The following is a 22,262-nucleotide window of genomic DNA, read 5'->3' as shown; positions in this document are numbered from 1 at the left end:
AGATGGCTCCGGGGCGAAGGTCGCCAAGGTTGCCAAGCGAGGGGATGGCGTCCTTGGCGGCCTTCGCTGGTGAAATTGGTCGCGATCCCGGCCTACGACGTAGCCGCCTTGTTGATGGGTAGGTCGGAGACCAACCCTTGCACCTCTGCGATCATCTCCCGCCGTCGAGCCGGGCTGGGGACCGGGTGGGGGGGCCGCTCCGGCACCTCGTCGTAAGTCCGTCCGTCTAGTTCACGACCGGCAGCTTTCTTTTTGAATCCGCCCCACTGCTTGAAAAAGAACGGGACTCCTGCTGCCTGGCACTGGTCACTGATGGATCGGACCCATTCTTGGGACATCGGCCTGGCTCCGTGGTCGCTCTCGCCCCCTACGATGACCCAAGAGAAGCCGCTGAGATTGATCGGCCCGAGGTCCTCCAGCAGCGGCTCGATCGACAGAAAGCGGAATCGCGCCGGGCTCTGCCGCAGGTGATCGATCCGGGGCAGCCCATAGCGACGGTCCTCGACGCTGACGCCCCATCAGATGTGATCCGCCTCGGTGGCGGCACGGTGCGTGGACGAGAGCAGGTCCCGCATCCGCTCCGAACGCTTGGTCAAGACTTGGTAGGTGTGCCAGCCCCCAAGCCGCATCACCTCAACGACCGCCTCGATGTAGTCGTCGGGGATGCCCTCGTGGAAGAGGTCGCTCATCGAGTTGACGAAGATCATCCTCGGGGCCGACCGGCGGAGCGGGTCGTCCAGCTTCCCGGGGATGGGCCGGAGGTCGAAGCCCTGTTCATAGGGATGGCCAGGCACGTTCCTGAAGCGCTCGGCGAAGGTCTTGGCGTAGCAGTAGGCGCACCCGGGGCTGATCTTGGTGCAGCCCCGGACGGGGTTCCAGGTGGAATCCGTCCATTCGATCGAGGATTGCTGGCTCATCTCGCCCCTGGTTTGGTCGGAACGACTAAGGATGGGAAATTTGGTCACGCCGACCAAATGCTAGTCAGAGGCGGAACGCCATGTCAAACGGACCAATGGAATTTGGCCCCCGGCGTGGTATAATGTCCCGCTGACCAAACGAAGATTACGCGAACGGACCGCTGAGCGAAGCAATAAAGTGGCGAAGAAACTGTCCGAGCAACTGGCCGAGCTAATTAAAAATTCGGGAAACTATTCCGAGATCGCACGGAAAGCCGGGCTCGACCCGTCGCAAGTTGCCCGGATCGCTAAGGGCGAACGCACCGGTCGAAAAGACACGCTCGACCAGATCGGCCAGGCGATGAATCTGAACTTGGTGATGGAGACCCGGTTCAAACTCGGGGCAGCGATGGCCGGCAAGCTGGACGACGACACGAGCCAGGAAATCCGGGAGATTCTCTCTCAGTGTCGAGGTGAGATCGTAGAGGCGCGCAAAGAGTTGGCGAAGGCGACGAGGCGGCTAGAGGGAATGGAACAAGCCCTAGATAACGTGGAGCGGCTGATCGACTGACTTTGAGGGGCACTCGGGTTACGTCGCTGATCAACCGTACCCGACCACGCTCGGAAGCAGGAGAAGCAGGAGGCGAGGAGTGTCCGCCAGCGGTTTGATCGACAGGGTACCTCGTCCGACCCGGCAACAGATGGAAACAGCCGGAGAGGTCGTCCGCTGCGTCCAGGGGGCGAACGAGCTACACCTACCGATTGGAGGGAGAACCGTCGCCTGGGCACGCTCGAACCTGGGCCATGCCTTGAACATCGCCCCCGGGGCGGCGGCATGCGTTGACAGCGAGCCCGTCAGCGAAGATCACCCCCTGAAGGGTGGCGAGACCCTGGAGTTCTTGCTCACCTCGGGCCGGAAGGGCGTCGGTCGGGTCTGGACGGTCGAGCAATTCTGCGAACTATGCCAGATCACCATTGAGCAGTTCGACCACCTCCTCAGCCTCGACCTGCCGACGCTTGATTGGCCCGACGGCACGATCCGCATTCCCGAGGAGCAGGTCGATCGCTTTCTCGACCAGTATTTCGGGCTCGGTGAACGAACCTGGGCGGGCTCCAGGTCCGATCGGATGGCGGATAATCGGCCCGAGCCCGAAGCAAAACAACAGAAAGTCATCAAATTCGCCCAACATGCAAGCTCTAATAATCCAGGAGTCGCCCCACTCCAGCGTCCCCAAGGACCTTACAGGAAGCGTGAGGCCGCCCGCCTCCTGGGGGTCTCCGAGCGGACGATCAACCGCTGGGCGGCCTCGGGCACGCTCAAGGTCTTCAAGAAGGGGCGGGTATTCCTGATCGAACGCTCCGAGATCGACCGGTTGCTCAGGAAGCACACTCGCTAATCACAGCACCGGCAGCTTGGAAACCGCCGTCCTCAAGTCGTGCGATTCGGCGTCGTTGTAGACCCCGGCTGTCAGTTCCACGGTGCCGTGCCGCAGCAATTCCTTGGCAGTCACGATCGGGACGCCTTGCGTGTTCAGGTGGGTCGCCATGCACTTCCGCAAGGAATGGAAGTCGGCCACCCGGCCACGGTCGTCCCGGTAGGCGATCCCGGCGAACTCCAGGTCCTTCCGCATCACCAGGGCGATCCGCTTGGGAACCATGAAGAGTCGGTCTCCCTGCCCCAGACCCGCCACGTCGATCCAGCGCGTCAGTTCCGAGGCGAAGTCGGCCCGGAGCGGGATATGGGCGTCCCGCTTGTTCTTGGTCAATTCCTTCGGGAGAGAGATGCGGGGAGCCGAGCCGTCCAGGGTCAGGTGATTGACCCTCATCTCACGCAACTCGCCCCGACGGAAACCGGTGTAAAAGGCTGCCTTGTAGAGCAAGGCCCGCTCCCGCCCCAGCCGTTCCAGACGAGCCCGGACCACGGGCTTGACCCGTGCGACGGGTTTACCCTTGTTCGGCACAGCTCGGACGAGTTGCCGCTCCCGCAGGGCTCGGACCAGGGTCGCCTCCAAGAGTCGCCGTAATTCATCTACAGTCAAGGCCCTCCGCTTGAGCATCGTCTCGCCTTCGGGCCTGGTCGAACGGGCTTAGGCACCAGAAAGAAGCTACGTCTTCCGTGGCCTGCCTCGCTTACGAGGGATCTTCACGAACCACTTCTCAAGCGACGGCAGGCGGATCACCTCGGCCTCCAACGCCTCCATCTCCTCGGGCTTCAGCCTGACCCCCTTGGCGTAGGTCGTCTCCACCAGGCTGACCACCGGGTGCTTCCGCTTCCAGGTCATCGATCGGGCGAATCCCAACACCGCCTCCACCGAGTCCAGCAGCGACCCGTTCCAGTGCATCTCCAGCACGCCCCAGCACCGCTCGATCGGGTTGTACTTGCTGTGGTACGGCGGGTAGTACGCCAACTGCACCACCAGGCGATACTTGCGGGCGAAGGCCACGATCCGCTTGAGGAACTGGCTCCGCCGGCTGTGGTTCTCCGGGCCGTTGTCCAGGTTGATCACCAGCGTCTTGACCCGCAGGAACCGCAGGCGGACGCCCTCCCACCATTGCTCCAGGCGATCGGCGATGAAGTCGCTGGTGACCTTCGACCGGGCCATGTACAGCCACAGGTCGTCGTGCTCGGGCAGGAAGATGCCGAAGGGGGTCAGCGTCGCCACGGGCTTGAAGTCGTGATCCGCCGCCTTCGTGCCGGTCCGGCTCCGGCCCCGCCGTGAGAAGGGGCCGACATGCACCGTCGCCTTGGCGTCGATCGAGAGCCGCAGGGTGCCCCTGGCCCGATCCGCCTCGGGGTTGACCGCCTTCAGTTGATCGAAGATGGCATCGGTCTGCGGGACTCTTTTTGGGGGCGGCACTTGGCCACCCTGGAGAGGCGATAGCCCAGCAGGTTCAGCTTGGTGTTGATGGTCTGCTGGGTGGGCAACTCCTCGTCGGTGTAGCCCTTCGTGGCGATCAACTGGCGTCGGACCTCGGCGGCACTGATCCGGGTGAAGAGCCCCTTGGTCTGGAACTTGGGGTCGGCCTGGCTCTGCCCGTCGGCGATGCTGCGGATGTCATCGAGGAGTCGGGGCAAGTGCTCCTCGGCGGGCTTGCGACGGCGGGCCGAGAAGGCGTCCACGCAGGTCATGCCCGAGCGGAGTTCGTGCGTGCCCTTGCGGATGGTCTCCCGGCACCAGCCGAGATGCTCCTGGGCCCAGCGTTGTCCACCCCGCCCCATCGCTGCGACGGTCTTGGCCATGAAGACTCGCTTCGGACTGCCCTTGAGGGCCTTGGCGGCATCGATGAGGACGGGGATCATCTCGGGGCTGGGCCGCATCTGCGTATCTCCTTGATCTCCTGGTGCGAAGGTCTCAGGATACGGAAGAGTTTTGTCCTTTCAATCCCCTAAGGGGTTGAATTCCAGGTGCCCTTTTCGGACGCACCAATTGGCGAACCCCAGGATTGCTTGCCGGTGAGTGTTCTTGGTCCGCGCCGAGGAGGTGAGCCGGGCAAGAAATTTGTCGAGCTTGGTTGCGTGCAGGGAAGCCAGGGTCTCGAACCCGCATTCTCGGATCACGATCCGGAGGAGCCGCTCGGTGTCCTTGCGGTGCCGCTCCGAGCGTCCTCCAAGCTTCATGTCTCCGAGGTAGTCGGACATGAGACCGAGGATCGGACTCCGTCCCGCTTCGGTGAATCCATCAATGAATCCAGCTTTGCGGCGCTCGGCCTTGCGCTCCAGGTCCACGAGCATGGCCTTGGCCGCCTGCTTGTCCGAGGAGAGGGCGACCCGCAGGAGCTTGCCGTCCTGGTCCCGGTATTCGCCGTACCACTTCTTCGACTCGTGGACGACGCCGTTGCGGGTCCACTACTGCTTGAAGAGGTAGCCCATCTCCGATGTCCCCGGTTGCTTTGGTGCTGCTTACAGGAGGGCCTCCTGCTTACAGTAATGCTTACAGGGATCGAATTCAACTTCGGTCGATTTGTGACAAGATGGGTCAAGGATAGCGACGGGACAAGACATTCGGCAGACCCCGCCGCAGAGCCGACGGAGGAACAACGGGTTGTCGTAAGTGATTGCGGCGCAAACAAAAAGCCCGTCGATTGCTCGCCGGGCTTCTGAATACCGAAGGTGGGACTCGAACCCACACGGGTGTTACCCCACCGGATTTTGAGTCCGGCGCGTCTGCCATTCCGCCACTTCGGCCACGACTTCCTGCAGGGAATCTTCCGGACAGGATCATGAGTGTCGGACGATCAGTTTAACAGGACGATCCAGGGCCCGGGAAGAGGGCAACCGGCGGAAGGGGAGTCGAGAGGCGAGTTGACCCGCTATGCCCGGGGACGGCACAATGCCTCCTCGATGTTCGACTGATCGACCGAGCCGCATGGAGCGAGAGCCTTCCCGCGATGAACCAGCAGGACCTGATCAGGCAACTCCGAGAGGCCAACGGGACCAAGATCGTCATGCTCGTCGCCGACGGGCTGGGCGGCCTGCCGATCGAACCGGGTGGGCCGACCGAGCTGGAGGAGGCCAGGACCCCCCACCTCGACCGGCTGGCCGCCGAGGGGACGGTGGGCTTGAGCATCCCCGTCGCCCACGGGATCGCGCCGGGGTCGGGTCCGGGGCATCTCGGCCTCTTCGGCTTCGACCCGCTCCGCCACCAGATCGGCCGGGGCGTCCTCGAGGCGCTGGGGATCGGGGTCGAGGTCGGGCCGAGGGACGTGGCCATCCGAGGCAACTTCTGCACGATCGACGGCGAGGGGCGAGTCACCGATCGACGAGCCGGCCGGATTCCGACCGAGGTCGGCGAGACGCTCGTCGCAAAGCTCGCCGATGGGGTGCAGATCGACGGGGTCGAGACGCTCGTCGAGGCGGTCCGGGAGTACCGGCTCGTCGTCCGATTCCGGGGAGACGACCTGGGCGATCGGGTCGCTGACACCGACCCGCTCCAGACCGGGCTACACACCCTGGAGCCGAAGGCCCTCGAGCCGGGATCGGAGAAGACGGCGAGGGTCGCCGCGGAGTTCCTCCGGCAAGCGAAGGAGATCCTCAAAGACGAGCAGCCCGCCAACTTCCTCATGATGCGAGGATTCGCCAAGTTCCCGGACATCTCCACGATGGAGGAGGTCTACGGCCTCCGCTCGGCGGCCATCGCCGTCTACCCGATGTATCGGGGCCTGGCGAAGCTCGTCGGGATGACGGTCGTCGAACCCGGCAGGACGATCGCCGACCAGTTTGAGGTCGCCCGGGAACAGTGGGACAACTTCGACTTCTTCTTCATCCACTACAAGTACACGGACAGCACCGGCGAGGATGGCGATTTCGCCAGGAAGGTCGATGTCATCCAGGCGCTCGACGCCGAACTGCCGAGACTGCTGGAATTGAAGCCGGACGTCCTGGTCGTCACCGGGGACCACTCCACGCCCAGTCGGATGAAATCACACAGCTTCCATCCGGTGCCGCTGCTCATCTCGGCCCCGGCCACCGTCAGGCCCGATGAGGTCACGACCTTCGGGGAGCGTCCTTGCATGAAGGGCGGGCTCGGCCAGATCCTCGCCAAGGACATCATGCCCCTGGCGATGGCCCACGCCGGCCGACTCCAGAAATTCGGGGCCTGACCGTCGCTGCCGATTCCCGTACGGCACGAGGTCCTCCGCCGCTTGATGAGGGAATCAGTCCTTCACGCATGGGGACACCGATCGGAGATCGTTCGGATCGGTGGCCCGAATTCCATCCGATCAGATGCCCGCCGTGGGGGTCATCTCGAGTTTCATTTCCTCACCGTCGCGGTCGATGACGACCTCGATTTCGAGGCCCGGTTCGACCTTGGAAGCCGCAGTGTAGGTGTCGGGAATGCTGGTCGTCCATCGACCGTCGAGGGAAGTGATGACGTCACCCGGCCTGAGTCCCGCGCGTGCCGCGGGGGAGTCGTCGAGCACCGAGACGATGGTCACGCCCCGAGGCCCGTCCTCGGGCGTGTCTTCCAGGGCGAACCCGATGAGCGCCATCGGCTCGACGATGATCCGGCGGGCGACTTTCGGCCCCATCAGCCGATCGGGGAGGTCGGTCAAGAAGTCCCGGATCTCGTGCTCGACCGGCTCGAAGGCCATCGTCTCGGCCTGGTAGTCGATCGTCGTCTTGTATCGGGCGAAGAATGAGTGCCCGACGAGACCATGGATCGGCTTGCCGAGGATGTCGCCAAGGGCTTTCACGACGGGGTGGTCCATCACGATCACCGGCACGTCCTGGGTCGTCAGTGAGCCGACCTGCATCGTCTTAACCTCGGCTTCTCCCCGGGCGGCGAACAGGAAGGCGAAGGGGGCGTTCCCGTCGATGATCCCCGACTCCTTGGCGGCCGAGTTGCCGATCAGGGTGACGGGAGAGCCGACGTCGAAGATCAATCGATAAGGCCCTTCGCCGTTGAGCGAGACCTCGACCACCATGTGGTTCGAGGGCAGCAAATCGAAGGGCACCTCGACCTTGGCCTCGGGATCGACGGCGGGCCTGGCCGAGCCGAGGCCGACGAGCGCCAATGAGGCGGCGAGCGTCGTCGGCAGCAGACGTCGAGCGAATCTCATGGATCAGAGCCCCTTTCCGGCGATCACGGTCAGCTCCCTGGCCTCGACATCCGCTCCACCTGAGGAGGGAGCGATCCGCAATGTCACGGTGTCTCCCGGCTCCACCCGGGCGACGGCCTTCCGGGCGTCCTCCAGCGAGTCGACATCCCGGCCGAGGACGCGGACCAACCGATCGCCCGGCGAGATGCCCACCCCTTCGGCCGGGGAGCCGGGGAGCACGGCCGAGATCGTCACTTCTCCGTTGGTTTCGGCGAGTTCCAGGCCGAGGAACCCCCGGGGGATTCTCGTGTCCTCGGGCTGCTTCCCCACGAACAAGGCGGCCAGCTTGGCGACGCCGCCGAGCAGGCTCATGGCCTGCACCTCGGCCGGGGCATTATTGCCCCGTCGCCCGGGGTCCGGGAGATCTTCGGGCTCGAACTCGAGGCGGGTCCAGGTCATGCGATCGTCGGTCGGGTCGAGCTCGAGCTTGTAGCGGGCGAGCACGTTGAAGCCAAGCATGCCGTCGATCTTCGCCCCGGGGAGCCCGAGGGCATTCATGCCGACGAGTTGAAAGATGTCCTCGACCCTGGTCTGCACGTCGTCGAGGACAGCACCTCCCTCGAACTCCAGGCGGTCGACGCGGCTGAAATAGTTCCGGTCGCTCCGCCCCAGGCCGGCCATCGCGGCTGCCTCTTCGGAGAGAAAAAGCGCGGGGGCCCCGGTGTCGACGACGAGATTGAAGGGACCATGGCCGTTAATCCGGCAACGCACGACGTGATGATTCGTCTCGGTGAGTAAATAGGGGACCCGGAATGACCGGCCGATTTGCCGGCCCTCATCCTGCTGGCCATCCTCTGCCGCCGGGCTCGCCGCCAGGGCGACGATCGCCAGCAGCGGGACGGGCTTCCACCGTCGGGAGTGCGACATCAGCGGCTCACCTCTCGGGGTCGATCGACTCGATCCTGAATGATCGGGAATGCCACCTCCATCATAGAACGGACGTTGCCTGCCGAACAGGCCCTGGGCCGCATCTCATGTCCCCACGAGGACGCAAGTTCCGGCGATACATCCCGGCGTCTCGTACCCGCCGATTGGCGGTCGGCCGTTTCCGGGGTGGGTCGATTGATCTACCCTTCGATCGTCCCTGACGACTATGATGGGGCCCCGTCGCGTCGACCCGGGCGCGGGATCATCAGAATGTCGAAGGCCGACGGGGACGGATTCCCGTGAGCACAATCGCCTTGGAATCGGCCACCACGCCCCCGACGCCGTTGCAGCCCTCCTCCGGCCCGGGGTCCCCAGCTCGGGCCCTGCCACCGGTGCTGGGGAAGCTCCTCAGCGGTTCCTTCTGGTTGGCGTTACGCACCCCCTTGCAGGCGATCTCGGCCTTCTGGAGCATCCCGCTGATGCTGGGGGCTTTCGGAGAGGGCCTGAGCGGCGCCTACTGGTATGCCTGGGGATTCGGGTTCTTCCAGTTCCTGTTCGAGTTCGGCATGAGCTCCGCGCTCCAGCGTCAGGTCTCCGAGCGTTGGACGCGGGGCGACCGTGCCGGGGTCGATCGGGCGATCTCCTGCGGCATGCTCTTCTACGCGATCATCGCACTGGTCCAATCCGCGGCCCTCATGGTGGTCGCCTACGGGCTGATGCCGCATTCGACGTTCGCCGAGAACGACGTCCAGTATCGCCTGATCATCCAGTTACTCTGGCTCCAAGCGTTGACCTCCCCCTGTTACGGGATCAGCGTGGTCGTCTCCAGCATCCTCCAGGCGGCCAGGCGTTATGAGGTCATGCCGCGCTTCGACGTCCTCATCGTCGTGATCCGCTTCGCGGTCCTCTTGATCGGGGTCGTCATCGGGACCGTTCTGGTCGCGATCGCCTCGAATCGGGCGGAATTCTCCATCGCCCCGGGGGGGAGCGATCTCGTTCGTGCGCTCGCCGGGACGGCGATCGGGGTGACGCTCGGACACGTCGCGGTCGCCCCGGCATTGCTGACGGTCGTGGTCGCCCAGACGATCGTCCAGGTCGGCCTGAGTCTCGGCCCGGCGCTCTGGGTGATCGCCCGGAAGCTTGAGTACCGGCCGCGCCTGGCTCGCGTCCGGCTTGCCGACTTCCGAAGTCTCGCCCACTTCAGCTTCTACATCTTCCTCATCCAGTTGAGCGTCGTCTTAGCGGACAAGGTCGACACGACCATCCTCGGCTTCGCGATCGAGAATCCGGACGCGGCGGTTTCCGCCTACAAGGCGGTGAGCAGCCCGTTCCTCCAGCTCCGACAACTCGGCTGGACCCTTTCCTTCCTCGTGATGCCCGCCGTGGCGAGCCTCGCCGCCGTCGGCGATCGGCATGGTCTCGACCGCGTCACCTACGACGGTGCACGATTGCACACGGCCGCGGTCCTCCCGGTTGGCGTGCTCGCGTTCCTGTATGCCGGTCCGTTCCTGGAGCTCTGGGTCGGTCAGCAGTTTGAAGGCAGTAAAGTTTACTCGATCCCCGAACTTGCTCGGCTGATGAGGCTGTTCCTCATCGCCGCATTGCCGCTGGTGGTAGCCGTTCACGTGCAAGTGGCGACGGGACTCGGGAGGATCGCGGTGGTGGCTGTGGCTGCGCTGGCCGGGGCCGTCGTGAATTTCCCGCTCAGCCTGTTCCTGACGTACCGGATGGGCGTCTCGGGGGTGATCTGGGGGACCGTGCTCACCACCTTGTTCTCGAACCTGCTCGTCCCGGCGATCTATACCTTCCGCGTGCTCGACGTGGGGATTGCGGCATACGTTCGACGGACCCTGATCGCCCCGCTGTCCGGGGCGGCCGCCATGCTGGTGTCTTGCTGGCTCCTGCACGGCTCGGGGTACACAGCCGACCCCAGGGGCGACGGACCCATCGCTCGGATTACGCCCTTTTCGGTCCACCTGGCGATCGGGAGCGTCGCGTTCGTGGCCGGCTATGTGGCGATACCCATCGGTCGATCCGACCTCCATCGCCTTGTCCGGCGACTCTTGGGCTCGACTGATGCCGATCGGAGTGGTCACCGAGGTGGGAGCGGGGCCCGCCAACGAGATCACTCCTAGTGAAGCGTCACTCGCTGATTTTCGGGTAAAATGACCCCCCTTGTCCGGCCGCATCGTGGCTCGCCGGGGGGGTTGCCATGGCAAAGAAGTACGTCCTGAAGCTGACGGCCGAAGAGCGGGCCGAGCTGGCTCGCCTGGTCCGCAAGGGCAACATCGCCGGCTGGAAGGTGCAGCGGGCTCAGGCCCTGCTCAAGTGCGACCAGGGGCCCGACGGGCCGGCCTGGCCCGACGCGAAGATCGCCGAGGCGTTCGGCGTCACGACCCGCAGCCTGGAGTCGTGGCGCAAGCGGGCCGTCGAGCACGGGCCGATGGCGCTGCTGCAGCGCAGGCCGCGGACCCCGTCGGCGGTCCCCAAACTCGGCGGCGAGAACGAGGCGCGGTTGACGGCCCTGGCCTGCTCGCAGCCGCCCAGGGGCCTGGCCCGCTGGTCGCTCCGGCTGCTGGCCGAGCGCCTGGTGGAGTTGGAGGTCGTCGCGGCGGTCTCGCACGAGACCGTCCGCCGCTCTTTGAAAAAAGCGCGCTGAAGCCGTGGCTCAGGCGGATGTGGTGCATCCCGCCGGAGCAGGACGCGGCCTTCGTCTGCCAGATGGAGCAGGTCCTGGAGGCCTACCGGCGCCCGTATGATCCGAGGCGCCCCGTCGTCTGCATGGACGAACAGCCCAAGCAGCTGATCGCCGAGGCGCGGCGGCCATCGCCGGCGGCGCCCGGACGCCCGGCCCGGGTCGACTACGAGTATGTCCGCGAGGGGACCTGCACGGTGTGGATGTTCGTCGAGCCGCTGGCCGGCTGGCGCGACGTGCGCGTGACCGAGGCGAAGACGGCCGTGGACTGGGCCCACCGGGTGCAGCGGCTGGTGGACGACCCGCGCCACGCCGAGGCCGAGCGGATCACGCTGGTCTGCGACAACCTCGTGACCCATTCGCTGGCGTCGCTGTACAAGGCGTTCGAGCCGGCCGAGGCCTTGCGGTTGGCGCGGCGACTGGAGCTGGTGCACACGCCGAAGCACGGCAGCTGGCTGAACGTCGCCGAGATCGAGCTGTCGGTGTTGACGCGGCAGTGCCTGGACCGGCGCATCGCGGTGCAGGACGAGGTGGCCGGGGAGGCCGGCGCCTGGGGCGAGCGCCGGAACGCCAAACAGGTGGGCGTCGAGTGGCACTTCACCACCGAGGACGCCCGGATCAAGCTGAGGCACCTCTACCCGAAGATTAACGAGTGACGCTTCACTAGTGGGCCGTCAATCTTCAATTGACGGGTAAAGCTTCCGCAGCTTCCGGCGAGCGGCGGCCAGTGTGAAGGTCCAGTGGATTCGGGCTCTCCTCACATTCCGCCGGTGTTCCCAGGCCGCCACCTCCGCCGCCAGCTTGGCCGGACCCTCCAGCCGGCGATCCAGGCATTGCTGGTTCATGACGCTGATCTCCGTCTCGGCCATGTTCAGCCAACTGCCGTGCTTGGGTGTGTAGTGGAACTCGATCCGGTCCAGGAGCCGACGTGCCACCTCCGGCGAGAACGCCTCGTAGGGGCTCGCCCCGTCGTGCGTATTCAAGTTGTCCTGCACCAGCAGGACCTTCTCCGCTCGGGGGTAGTGCACCTCCACCAGGTCCCGGATGCAGCCGGCGTAGTCCCGCCGGGTCCGGCGTCCGGTCACCTTGACATGACGCCAGCCCCGCAGCGGCTCGCACATCATCAACTGGTGGCAGACGCCCTCCCGCTCGTACTCGTAGTCCACCTGAGCCGGTCGGCCCGAGCGGCACCGCCTGGGTGGCCGCACCTCGCCGAAGAGTTGCTTGCACGCCTCGTCGAAGCAGGCGACCGGGAACCTCGGGTCGTAGGGCCGCAGGTGGACCTGGATCACGTCCTCCATCCGCCAGACGTACTCGGCGTCGGCCTCGGGCGGGATGCACCGGGTCTCGACGATCCAGGGCTTGATGTCGTTCTTTTGAGAGCCTGGCGGACGGTCTCGGTGCTGATCGACTCGGCCAGGCCCAGGACGACCAGTTCGTCGGCCAGCAGTTGCGGCGTCCAGTGGCATCGGCCCTGCGGCGGATCGCTGCACGCCAGTCGGACCAACCGCTGCTCGATGTCCCCCTTGATCTTGATCTTGTCCGGTCGTGGCGGCTGGGGACCCCGACTGATGGCCGCCTGAACGCCGTCGATGACGAACCGCTGACGGACCCGGGCGATGGTTCGTAGGCTGACCCCAAGTGCGTCGGCGATCCGCTCATCCGAGTGCTCTTGGCCGGCTCTGGTATCGGCCAGGAGGAGGATACGGGCATGGGCCAGCTTGCGGGCGGCAGCCTTGCCGGTGGAGACCAGGTGCTGCAACTCAGCCCGCTCCTCCTCGGTCAGGGTGACCCGGTACTTGTCCATCGCGATGCTCCTGGTTCATGAGGTTCGTGCCTTCGCCAAACCTCATCAAGACAGGACCCTACGCTACCGGTCAAATGAAGATTGACGACCCACTAGCCCATCGGGGGGGCTCCTGCCCCCATCGCAGGAGCCTGTTGGATCACCGGAACTTGCCCGTCTGGGGCCGACGAGAAGCCCGCAAGGCGGAGGAGGTCATCCCGCAGGGCTACCGCACTACAACTGCTGTCATTCCTTGAAGGACCTGAAGCAGATAGTCGTCGTCCCAGCCGGCCTTGAGACGCTTCGTGACCCCGCTCCCCTTGCCCGGTGCCCGCCACCACAGCGCGACCGCCACCCGCCGGATCAACGCCAGGTTGGCCCCGGCGTTCTCCGCCCGGATCCGGCTGCGATCCCCCCGGAAGACCACGTCGAGGGCCCAGTGCAGCCCGTTCTCGATACCCCAATGGCCCCGAATCCGGCCCGCGAACTCGGCGGCTGTCCCCGGGTGACTGGCGATGTAGTAGGGGGTGGTTACGGCCCGCTCCCCGCCGACCTCCCGCTCGCGGTTGACCTGCACCACCGCCGCCACGTCCGGCCACCCCGCCGGCAGGCCGACGGGGTCGTAGATCACCGTCACGTACCGCTCCTCGTGCCGCCCGTGGCCGTCCTCGTCCGACTCGTGACCGTCGCACCGGACATCCTCGAAGTCGGCCTCGCACGCCCGCTCGAAGACCGACTCGACGGCCGCCCGGAGCGTCGGCTGGTTGTCCTTGACGGTCAGCAGAGAGTGCCCCTGCTGCTGGCGGATGATCCGCGCGTCCTCGACCCGGCAGCCGGCCGCGTCGATCGTCGCGATCGCCCCGGCCAGGTCCAGCACCCGGAGCAGCGCGGGGATCGCCGCCACCTCGTTCGAGCCGCCCGGGACGCAGGCCGTGCCGAGGGCCAGGCGGTTCTCGGCGGCCCACGCCGTGACGACGTGCAGGCACCCGGTGGCCGTGTCCCGCCTGGCCGCCCGGGCCGACTTGCCGTCGATGGCGATCGGCACCAGGCCGGTCGCCCCGCAGGCCGCCGCCATCCAGCGCCCGAACGCCCGGGCGGACGCCCCCGGGGCCAGCTTGGCGAAGACCCGCTCGAAGGTGTCCGGGCTGGGGATGCCGTTGTCGAGGCGGAGGAAGCGGCGGAAGAACCCCTCCTTGGTCCTCCCGTACTCGGCGATCGCCTCCCGGGACTCGGCCCCGCCGATGACGGCACAGGTGGCGACGGTCAGGATGTCGGTGAGGTCGTGGAGCGTGTTGGCCGTCTCCCGGCGGGGGTCGGGCACCTCGGCGAAGACGGCCGTGATCGGCAGTGGCGGCATGGGATGGGGCTCCTGGTTTCCCCCCGGCATAGCCGGAAACCCCTACGCCGTCAGTAGTTCATAGTGCGGTAGCCCTGGGTCACCCCGGAGGTGCCGGCACGGACCGTCGCCTCTGGCCGTCTCGCCTCGGATGTTGCCCGATGCGTCCACCTCGGTTCCAGAATCCATCGAGGGAGGAGCGGCACCGGCAGTCGCTCGTCGACCCGAACCAGGGTGGGCTCGGGACTCCAGAAGCGTGGACGAAATCCCAAGGCACGGCGAATCGGCCGACGATCGCCTCCGCGATGGTCGCTTAGGCACCAGAAAGAAGCTACGTCTTCCGTGGCCTGCCTCGCTTACGAGGGATCTTCACGAACCACTTCTCAAGCGACGGCAGGCGGATCACCTCGGCCTCCAACGCCTCCATCTCCTCGGGCTTCAGCCTGACCCCCTTGGCGTAGGTCGTCTCCACCAGGCTGACCACCGGGTGCTTCCGCTTCCAGGTCATCGATCGGGCGAATCCCAACACCGCCTCCACCGAGTCCAGCAGCGACCCGTTCCAGTGCATCTCCAGCACGCCCCAGCACCGCTCGATCGGGTTGTACTTGCTGTGGTACGGCGGGTAGTACGCCAACTGCACCACCAGGCGATACTTGCGGGCGAAGGCCACGATCCGCTTGAGGAACTGGCTCCGCCGGCTGTGGTTCTCCGGGCCGTTGTCCAGGTTGATCACCAGCGTCTTGACCCGCAGGAACCGCAGGCGGACGCCCTCCCACCATTGCTCCAGGCGATCGGCGATGAAGTCGCTGGTGACCTTCGACCGGGCCATGTACAGCCACAGGTCGTCGTGCTCGGGCAGGAAGATGCCGAAGGGGGTCAGCGTCGCCACGGGCTTGAAGTCGTGATCCGCCGCCTTCGTGCCGGTCCGGCTCCGGCCCCGCCGTGAGAAGGGGCCGACATGCACCGTCGCCTTGGCGTCGATCGAGAGCCGCAGGGTGCCCCTGGCCCGATCCGCCTCGGGGTTGACCGCCTTCAGTTGATCGAAGATGGCATCGGTCTGCGGGACTCTTTTTGGGGGCGGCACTTGGCCACCCTGGAGAGGCGATAGCCCAGCAGGTTCAGCTTGGTGTTGATGGTCTGCTGGGTGGGCAACTCCTCGTCGGTGTAGCCCTTCGTGGCGATCAACTGGCGTCGGACCTCGGCGGCACTGATCCGGGTGAAGAGCCCCTTGGTCTGGAACTTGGGGTCGGCCTGGCTCTGCCCGTCGGCGATGCTGCGGATGTCATCGAGGAGTCGGGGCAAGTGCTCCTCGGCGGGCTTGCGACGGCGGGCCGAGAAGGCGTCCACGCAGGTCATGCCCGAGCGGAGTTCGTGCGTGCCCTTGCGGATGGTCTCCCGGCACCAGCCGAGATGCTCCTGGGCCCAGCGTTGTCCACCCCGCCCCATCGCTGCGACGGTCTTGGCCATGAAGACTCGCTTCGGACTGCCCTTGAGGGCCTTGGCGGCATCGATGAGGACGGGGATCATCTCGGGGCTGGGCCGCATCTGCGTATCTCCTTGATCTCCTGGTGCGAAGGTCTCAGGATACGGAAGAGTTTTGTCCTTTCAATCCCCTCAGTGGTTCATCCGGCAAGTCGTCTGATACCGGGGACGGCCGCGATGCCCGGCCGGCGGCGCCGTCGGCGGCCCCAGACGAACGGATGCCGATGCCCGTTCCAGTAGGCCGTCGCCTCCTCGGCTGCCCGGCAGACTTCCTCCCAGGTCTCGAACCGACGCCCCTTCAGCGCCAGGCTCCGCGGGACCTCCCACCAGGGTCCGATCAGGTTCAGGTACGCCGCGTACACCGGCCGGGAGACGAGCCCCCACCGCGGGTGAGCCGACGCGAACGGCAGCACATCGGTGGCCCGATGCGCCTGCAGGTTGCCCACGATCGCATAGACGCGTCCCGCCTCCGCCGGGACCCATCCGTCGACCCGGGCGAGGAAGTCGGCCCGGCTCGCCGCACTCCGGCTCGGGTACGGGCGGGTCATCGCCTCGCCGGTGGCCGGGCGGAACGCGCCGAAGATGTACCCCTCGCCGCGGCGGCCGTAGTCGACCTCCTGCCGGGCTCGTTCGGCCGCTCGGGCTTGTCCTTCGGCCCCCGCCCGGGGTTCGGCCCGGACGAGTCGCTGGCCCGGGAAGCTCTTGGCGCTCTCCGGCCCCATCTCGTCGGGGCAGACGACGACGGAGCCCGGCGGCGGCGGCGTGTGGAGCCGTTCGATGATCCCCGTTTTTCGGCGAAGGCGGGATCGACCCGCTCGCCGAACCAGGCCCCCTGATGGCGCCAACGCAGGCCCTCGGCCAGGAGGAGCTCGTCGATGCGGCTGCGCCGGATCGGGATGCCCCTCTGCTCGTTGAGGTAGGCTTGCAGGCGATCGGGCGCCCGGCACGCGAGAGGCAGGCCCAGGCTCCTCGGGTCGGTCGACGCCGCGGCGATCACCTCGGCGCGTCGCTCGGCCGTATAGGTCGGTGGGCGCCCGCAGGCGCCCCCCAGCAAGGACGAGCTCCTGGTGCAATTCGTCCAGGTCGCGGCACACCAGGTTCCGCATCTCGACATTCCTCAGGTGGTGCCAGCCACCCTCATCCCAGGGGTTCAGATCCGGCGCATACCCCGGCAGGGCCTCCAGCGCGACGCGGTCGCGCGTGCTCGACACGAACTCCCGGACGGCCATGCGCCGGTGGATGGGCGAGCCATCCCAGACCACCAACAACCGATCCCCCGCCACGCGGAGCAGATGCAGGAGGCACTCGACGCAATGCAGCCCGTTGAGCGACTCCGGCCGGGTCGGGGTGTAGACCCGGCCCTCCGGCGTCATCCCGCATGACCCAGAGGTGGTCCCGAGCCTGCCCCTCGCGGAGCGCCGGGGTCAATCCCCCCGGGGCATACGTCTTGACCACCCCCGGCAGGAGGTAGAAGCCCGATTCGTCCTCGAAAACTAGGGCCCGGTGCTCCCGGCGGGCACGCCGCCGCGGCTCCGGCCAGGTCTCCTCACGCCACCGCCGGATGGCGTCCTCGTCCCGACGGATGGCCCGCCGGATCGGCCGCTGCGGGGCCCAACCCAGGTCCTCGAGGAGCCGGCCGACGTGCCCCTTGTGATAGCGGACGCCGAACTCCCACTCGATGACCTTGGCGACGCGGGCGCGGGTCCAGACCTGGCCCCGGGAGCCATAGGACTCCGGCCCGTGCCAGAGGAGTTCGGGGACCAACTGCTTCCGCTCGGAGGAGGGCCTCGGCGAGGGTCCCGGTGCGGGGCGAGCCCGGAGCGACTCGGGGCCGCAGGCTCGGGCGTCGGCCAGCCCGCGACTGACGGAGACCTCGGAGACGTCCAGGGCCTCGGCGATATCGCGCTGAGACCAGCCCCGTCGCTTGAGGTCCAACGCCCGGAACCTCCGCCACTCGAGGCGTTCAGACGGGATGGGATAGGTTGTATCCATCCCTCGATCTTACTGCTATCAGTTTGACGCTCTTTGCGCGCCGGTCAGTAGTTACAACTGTAGAAATAGTCGTCTTCGTTGGGGTGCGTCCCCGCCGGATCGTACAAGATCACCCAGAGGGACGGATCCTCGGGGCGAGTGCATCGATGTCGCGGATGCCGCAGGAGATGGTTTAGCTGGCATGGGGGAGGTCGCCGGCAGGAAGTGTCCGAGGCCTGTACGGGAACTCGGGTCATGGACCCCGGGCGGGGAAACCGGCATGCCGCCCGGCATCGAGCGGGTCATACGGTTGGCCTCGGGGTCTTTCAGGCAGCCACTGGCCGACGCCCCTCGCAGGGAGTCCACGCGATCGACCTTGCCGCCCCCCGCTCCCGACTTGTGTGAAGGATGCGAGCCGGGCAGGATGAAGCGAAGGTCTCTCGAGGATCGCCCATCCTCCTCGATCGGCCAAGATCCTGGTCGAGGGGATCGATCGATCGTGCTGGGCCCCGTCGTGAACCTCGCCGCCCCTGCTCGCGGCCGGTCGCCGGGGAGCTTGCAATTCCGCCCTCGGAGACCAGTTCCATCCCTGTCGATTGCGAAAGGTCCGAGCAATGTCCCGAACGCGTCCCCGGTTGACCGCCGTCCTCGGTATGTCGGTCGCCCTGGTCCTGGCCCTCTCCCTAGCCGGCGCCGTCGAGCCGCCTCAGGACGAGGGAGATTTCGAGCCCATTTTTAACGGCGAAGACCTTTCCGGATGGGAGGGCGACCCCTCCCTCTGGTCCGTCGAGGACGGCGCCATCACCGGCAAAACCTCCGCCGACGCTCCCCTGGAATACAACAAGTTCCTCGTCTATCGGGGTGATCCCGTCCGGAACTTCGAGCTTCGGGCCCAGTTCCGACTCATCGGGGACAACAACTCCGGGATCCAGTACCGAAGCAATGAGCGGCCGGAAATCGGCGAATATTCCGTCGGGGGCTATCAGGCCGATATCCACCCGGACCCTCGCTACCTCGGCATGCTCTACGACGAGCGGGGCCGGGGGATCGTCGCCGAGAGCGGTCAGCGGGTCGTCGTGACCCCCGAGGGCGAGAAGGTTGTCGAGGGGGAGTTGGAAGGTGAGGTTCCTGAAGTCGACCTCGAAGAATGGAACGAACTGACGATCATCGCCCGGGGCCCGAGGTTGGTCCACAGGATCAACGGCCGGACGGTCGTCGAGGTGATCGACCGCCAGGCGTCCGAGCGTGAGCTGGAAGGCCTGATCGCGCTTCAGGTCCATGCAGGCCCACCGATGACGGTGCAATTCAAGGATCTCCGCCTCCGTCGTCTCCCCGAAGGCGAGGGCCGTTCGAAGAAGGCCCGGGTCCGGGAGGAGGCCGAGCGACCTAGGGATGCAGCTCCCGTCGATTCGGAGGCCCCTCCGGCGGCCGATCTCGGGACTCTGAAGGTTGCCGACGGATTCGAGGTCGAGTTGCTATACTCGGTCCCGGCCGAAACGCAGGGGTCGTGGGTCGCCATGACCGTCGATCCCGAAGGGCGACTGATCGTCTCCGACCAGTACGGCAAGCTCTACCGCGTCACCCCGCCTCCCGTCGGAGAGCAGGGCGAGGTGGCCGTCGAGCCGATCGACGTCGAGGTCGGTGAGGCACAGGGGCTCCTCTGGGCATTCGACAGCCTCTACGTCATGGTCAACACCGGGGGCAGGTTCGCGAGCGGCCTGTATCGCGTCCGGGACACCGACGGGGATGATGCCCTCGATACCGTCGAGCAGCTCCATGCCCTCGACGGCCGGGGCGAGCACGGCCCTCACGCGATCGTCCCCAGTCCGCAGGGCGACGCCCTGTTCGTCGTCTGCGGAAACGGCACTCAGCTGACCGACTACGATGCCACCCGAGTCCCCCCCGTCTGGGGAGAGGACCAACTCCTACCCCGGATGCCCGACGGCAACGGCTTCATGGCCGACGTCCTCGCCCCCGGAGGTTGCATCTACCGGGTCGATCCCGACGGCAGGGAGTGGGAGCTGATCTCGATGGGATATCGAAACCCCTACGACCTCGCGTTCAACCGCGAGGGGGAGTTGTTCACGTACGACGCGGACATGGAGTGGGACATCAACACCCCATGGTATCGGCCGACCCGGATCAACCACGTCGTCAGCGGTTCCGACTACGGTTGGCGGAACGGCGCGGGCAAGTGGCCGTCGTACTACCTCGACAGCCTCCCCGCCGTCGTCGACATCGGTCCCGGCTCCCCGACCGGCATCGCGTTCGGCTACGACGCGAAGTTCCCGGCGAGGTATCAAGATGCGCTTTTCATCTGTGATTGGAGCTACGGGAAGCTCTATGCCGTGCATTTGGAGCCTTCGGGTGCCACTTATACCGCCACCACCGAGGAGTTCCTCACCGGCACGCCGCTCCCCTTGACCGACCTAGTTATCAACCCGGCCGACGGGGCGATGTATGTCGCCGTCGGCGGACGACGCACCTCGTCGAGCCTCTATCGCGTCAGGTACACGGGAGGTGAGCCGATTCGCCCGACCGTGGAGAGCGACGAGGGGGCCGACCTCCGGGAACTCCGTCGCACGCTGGAAGCCTATCACGGGCGGAGGGATTCGGATGCGATCGGCTCGATCTGGCCTCACCTGGGACATCCGGATCGATTCGTTCGATACGCGGCCCGGGTTGCCATCGAGTTCCAGAACGGGGAGTTCTGGCACGATCGCGCCCTCGCCGAAGTCGATCCCCAGGCCGCGGCCAATGCCCTTCTCGCCCTGATCCGCGTGAGTGCTCCCGACCCGGCCCACCGCGAGCCCGCCGATCCGCCAGTCGACCTCCAGCTCAAACAACGAATTCTGGATGCCCTCGACCGCCTCGCACCGGCCTGGGAGGAGCTGACCGCGACGCAGAAACTCGATCTGCTTCGAGTCTACGCCGTTCTGTTCAACCGCATGGGCCCGCCCGATGACGAGACCCGGGCTCGCCTGGTTTCCCGTTTCGACCCGGCCTACCCGGCCCAAGCCGTGGAACTGAACGCCGAACTCGCCCGGCTGCTCATCTATCTCCAGGCCCCGAACGCCGCGACCAAGACTGTTTCCCTGCTGGACCAGGCGCCGACGCAGGAGGAGCAGATCAACTATGCCCAGATGCTCCGCATCTTGACGACCGGCTGGACTCCCGAACTCCGAGAGACCTATTTTCGCTGGTTCCTCAGGGCGGCCAATTATCGGGGCGGATCGAGCTTCGCCAACTTCGTCCGCAACATCAAGAACGATGCGGTGGCCACGTTGAGCGATGACGAAGCGGAGGCACTCCGACCGACCATCGAGGCCCAGCCCGAGCCCGCTTCTGCGGAGGTCGCCGTCCTCCGGCCGTTCGTGAAGGAATGGTCGCTCGACGAACTGATCCCCCGGCTCGACGAGGGCCTAGACGGAGGTCGAGACTACGACCGGGGGCGTCGCCTGTTCGCCGAGACCACCTGCTTCTCCTGCCACCGGTATGCCGGAGAGGGCGGGGCCGTGGGACCCGACCTGACTGGCGTGGCCGGCCGGTTCAGCCCCCGAGATCTGATCGAGTCGATCATCCACCCGAGCAAGGAGATCAGTGACCAGTATCAGGCCGTGATGATCGCCACCGAGGATGGCCGCGTCGTCACCGGCCGGATCGTCAACCTCAACGGCGACAACCTGATGGTCATGTCGAACATGCTCGACCCCAATGCCCTCGACCGGGTCGAGCGATCGAAGATCGAGGAGATGCGGCCTTCTCCCGTCTCGATGATGCCAGAGGGGCTGCTGAACACGCTCGACGAGGAGGAGGTCTTCGATTTGCTCGCCTATCTGCTCTCCCGGGGCGACCGCGAGGCCGAGCGATTCGAATGAGCCTGGGGCGATGGCCCTTGATCAGGCATCCCCGGGGCCGGCCGTCTGCGACGGCCGGCCCCGTTCCGTTTCCGACGCGTTGACCCGGAGGCCATTACTCGCCCATCGGGGTGAGTACGACCTCGCGGAACTCGATCGGGACGCCCTCGGACTGGAGGGAAATTGCCCCCTCCGTGACGGTGCAGTTGGTGGCCTGGTTGACGAGATCGCCGTTGACGCTGACCCGGATCGCGTCTCCCTCGCAGACGATCTCCATCTCGTTCCACTCCCCGATCGGCCTCTCTGAATCGTCGGTGAGGTTCAAGTGGCGGCGGCCCATCTTCCGTTGCTCCTCGTTCTCGACGTCGAGGTCCGTGCCGATGACCCAGAAGTCTCCGGCGTTGCCGGAAAACAGCTGAACCTCGATCGACTTCGGCCAGATGCCGATCGCCCCCGGCTCGCTCGTATGGACGAGTACGCCGCTGTTGCCGCCGTCACTCCCTTCGGGAAAGCGCCACTCGAGCGTCAGCGTGTAGTCCTTGTAGCTTTCCTCGGTGCGGATGTACCCATTCGGCTTACCGGAGCAGGAGAGGACCCCGTCCCGGACGGTCCAGACGTCCTCGGCTCGGGCGTCCTCCCCGGCCAGGACTGCGGTCCAGCCTGAGAGATCCTCGCCATTGAAGAGGCGAATCGGCTCCTGGGACCAGGCGATCGTCGGGCACACCAGGGCCATGCCCGCTAGCAGGGATCGACGAATCATCGGATGTCTCCC

The 22,262-nt window shown here is 66.2% G+C and carries 16 protein-coding genes, 1 tRNA gene and 3 pseudogenes; 6 read left to right on the top strand and 14 right to left on the bottom strand.

What is annotated here, in order from left to right; translation table 11 throughout:
• Positions 1-92 precede the first annotated feature (92 nt).
• Positions 93-917, bottom strand: a pseudogene (locus tag ElP_RS40000) (DUF5131 family protein).
• Between the two features lie 178 nt (positions 918-1,095).
• On the opposite strand from ElP_RS40000, the gene ElP_RS25725 reads away from it, so the two are divergent.
• Entirely contained in the window at positions 1,096-1,467 is a 372-nt protein-coding gene (locus tag ElP_RS25725; protein ID WP_145274979.1) for a helix-turn-helix domain-containing protein, read from the top strand.
• A 238-nt stretch (positions 1,468-1,705) separates the two neighbouring features.
• Entirely contained in the window at positions 1,706-2,293 is a 588-nt protein-coding gene (locus ElP_RS25720) for a helix-turn-helix domain-containing protein (protein ID WP_197446367.1), read from the top strand.
• Here ElP_RS25720 and ElP_RS25715 read toward each other — a convergent pair whose 3' ends face one another.
• The 4 genes from ElP_RS25715 to ElP_RS25700 all read right to left on the bottom strand — a co-directional run bounded on the left by ElP_RS25715 (position 2,294) and on the right by ElP_RS25700 (position 5,082).
• Entirely contained in the window at positions 2,294-2,953 is a 660-nt protein-coding gene (locus ElP_RS25715; RefSeq protein WP_145274973.1) for a site-specific integrase, read from the bottom strand.
• Between the two features lie 48 nt (positions 2,954-3,001).
• Positions 3,002-4,215, bottom strand: a protein-coding gene (locus ElP_RS41350) for an ISAzo13 family transposase (protein WP_390834704.1) whose coding sequence is annotated in 2 segments (ribosomal slippage) — positions 3,002-3,738 and positions 3,738-4,215 — 1,215 coding nt in all. Because the reading frame shifts where the segments join, the coding sequence is not laid out codon by codon here.
• A gap of 60 nt (positions 4,216-4,275) precedes the next feature.
• Positions 4,276-4,623, bottom strand: a complete 348-nt coding sequence (locus tag ElP_RS25705) for a hypothetical protein (RefSeq protein WP_145274970.1) — start codon at positions 4,621-4,623, stop codon at positions 4,276-4,278.
• 376 nt (positions 4,624-4,999) lie between these two features.
• A tRNA-Leu gene (locus ElP_RS25700) sits at positions 5,000-5,082 on the bottom strand.
• Positions 5,083-5,285: 203 nt separating this feature from the next.
• Between ElP_RS25700 and ElP_RS25695 the strand changes: the two genes are divergently transcribed.
• Positions 5,286-6,497 carry a 2,3-bisphosphoglycerate-independent phosphoglycerate mutase gene (locus ElP_RS25695; protein ID WP_145274967.1) on the top strand — a complete coding sequence of 404 codons (1,212 nt, stop codon included), beginning with the start codon at positions 5,286-5,288 and terminating at the stop codon, positions 6,495-6,497.
• A 120-nt stretch (positions 6,498-6,617) separates the two neighbouring features.
• On the opposite strand, the gene ElP_RS25690 is transcribed toward ElP_RS25695, so the two are convergent.
• Positions 6,618-7,457, bottom strand: coding sequence for a PDZ domain-containing protein (locus tag ElP_RS25690; RefSeq protein ID WP_145274964.1), 840 nt, complete (start codon positions 7,455-7,457; stop codon positions 6,618-6,620).
• 3 nt (positions 7,458-7,460) lie between these two features.
• The gene (locus ElP_RS25685) at positions 7,461-8,363 is read right to left on the bottom strand and encodes a PDZ domain-containing protein (protein ID WP_145274961.1); all 903 of its coding nucleotides are present in this window, start codon (positions 8,361-8,363) and stop codon (positions 7,461-7,463) included.
• A 299-nt stretch (positions 8,364-8,662) separates the two neighbouring features.
• On the opposite strand from ElP_RS25685, the gene ElP_RS25680 reads away from it, so the two are divergent.
• The gene (locus tag ElP_RS25680; protein ID WP_145274959.1) at positions 8,663-10,498 is read left to right on the top strand and encodes a lipopolysaccharide biosynthesis protein; all 1,836 of its coding nucleotides are present in this window, start codon (positions 8,663-8,665) and stop codon (positions 10,496-10,498) included.
• 77 nt (positions 10,499-10,575) lie between these two features.
• A protein-coding gene (locus ElP_RS25675; protein ID WP_145267429.1) for an IS630 family transposase occupies positions 10,576-11,714 on the top strand; the annotation gives its coding sequence in 2 pieces (ribosomal slippage) (positions 10,576-11,014 and positions 11,014-11,714; 1,140 coding nt in all).
• An 18-nt stretch (positions 11,715-11,732) separates the two neighbouring features.
• Here ElP_RS25675 and ElP_RS25670 read toward each other — a convergent pair.
• From ElP_RS25670 to ElP_RS25650, 6 genes and pseudogenes are all read right to left on the bottom strand, one after another.
• Positions 11,733-12,865, bottom strand: a protein-coding gene (locus tag ElP_RS25670; protein ID WP_390834771.1) for an IS630 family transposase whose coding sequence is annotated in 2 segments (ribosomal slippage) — positions 11,733-12,436 and positions 12,436-12,865 — 1,134 coding nt in all. Because the reading frame shifts where the segments join, the coding sequence is not laid out codon by codon here.
• 205 nt (positions 12,866-13,070) lie between these two features.
• Positions 13,071-14,201: an ISAs1 family transposase gene (locus ElP_RS25665; RefSeq protein ID WP_145274956.1), complete on the bottom strand. Its 1,131-nt coding sequence runs from the start codon at positions 14,199-14,201 to the stop codon at positions 13,071-13,073.
• A gap of 310 nt (positions 14,202-14,511) precedes the next feature.
• Positions 14,512-15,725 (bottom strand): ISAzo13 family transposase gene (locus tag ElP_RS41345; protein WP_390834704.1). Its coding sequence is split into 2 segments (ribosomal slippage): positions 14,512-15,248 and positions 15,248-15,725, totalling 1,215 coding nucleotides; the frame shifts between segments, so codons are not numbered across the junction.
• Between the two features lie 77 nt (positions 15,726-15,802).
• Positions 15,803-16,384 carry a transposase gene (locus ElP_RS25655; RefSeq protein ID WP_145274953.1) on the bottom strand — a complete coding sequence of 194 codons (582 nt, stop codon included), beginning with the start codon at positions 16,382-16,384 and terminating at the stop codon, positions 15,803-15,805.
• Between the two features lie 447 nt (positions 16,385-16,831).
• Positions 16,832-17,035, bottom strand: a pseudogene (locus ElP_RS41340) (IS630 family transposase); the annotation flags it as partial.
• A 16-nt stretch (positions 17,036-17,051) separates the two neighbouring features.
• Positions 17,052-17,654: pseudogene (locus ElP_RS25650) on the bottom strand (IS630 family transposase); the annotation flags it as partial.
• 614 nt (positions 17,655-18,268) lie between these two features.
• Here ElP_RS25650 and ElP_RS25645 point away from each other — a divergent pair.
• Positions 18,269-21,511: a family 16 glycoside hydrolase gene (locus tag ElP_RS25645; RefSeq protein ID WP_197446365.1), complete on the top strand. Its 3,243-nt coding sequence runs from the start codon at positions 18,269-18,271 to the stop codon at positions 21,509-21,511.
• Positions 21,512-21,605: 94 nt separating this feature from the next.
• Here ElP_RS25645 and ElP_RS25640 read toward each other — a convergent pair whose 3' ends face one another.
• Entirely contained in the window at positions 21,606-22,250 is a 645-nt protein-coding gene (locus ElP_RS25640) for a 3-keto-disaccharide hydrolase (protein ID WP_145274947.1), read from the bottom strand.
• Positions 22,251-22,262: the final 12 nt, after the last annotated feature.

The organism is Tautonia plasticadhaerens, assembly GCF_007752535.1.
GTDB lineage: Bacteria > Planctomycetota > Planctomycetia > Isosphaerales > Isosphaeraceae > Tautonia > Tautonia plasticadhaerens.
This window is presented reverse-complemented; position numbering and strand designations above follow the sequence as displayed.

Bases quoted from the DNA above. Each gene is read 5' to 3' on its own strand.
- ElP_RS25715 (WP_145274973.1), bottom strand. From the start codon at position 2,953: ATGCTCAAGCGGAGGGCCTTGACTGTAGATGAATTACGGCGACTCTTG.
- ElP_RS25695 (WP_145274967.1), top strand. From the start codon at position 5,286: ATGAACCAGCAGGACCTGATCAGGCAACTCCGAGAGGCCAACGGGACC.
- ElP_RS25690 (WP_145274964.1), bottom strand. From the start codon at position 7,457: ATGAGATTCGCTCGACGTCTGCTGCCGACGACGCTCGCCGCCTCATTG.
- ElP_RS25685 (WP_145274961.1), bottom strand. From the start codon at position 8,363: ATGTCGCACTCCCGACGGTGGAAGCCCGTCCCGCTGCTGGCGATCGTC.
- ElP_RS25665 (WP_145274956.1), bottom strand. From the start codon at position 14,201: ATGCCGCCACTGCCGATCACGGCCGTCTTCGCCGAGGTGCCCGACCCC.
- ElP_RS25655 (WP_145274953.1), bottom strand. From the start codon at position 16,384: ATGGGGCCGGAGAGCGCCAAGAGCTTCCCGGGCCAGCGACTCGTCCGG.
- ElP_RS25640 (WP_145274947.1), bottom strand. From the start codon at position 22,250: ATGATTCGTCGATCCCTGCTAGCGGGCATGGCCCTGGTGTGCCCGACG.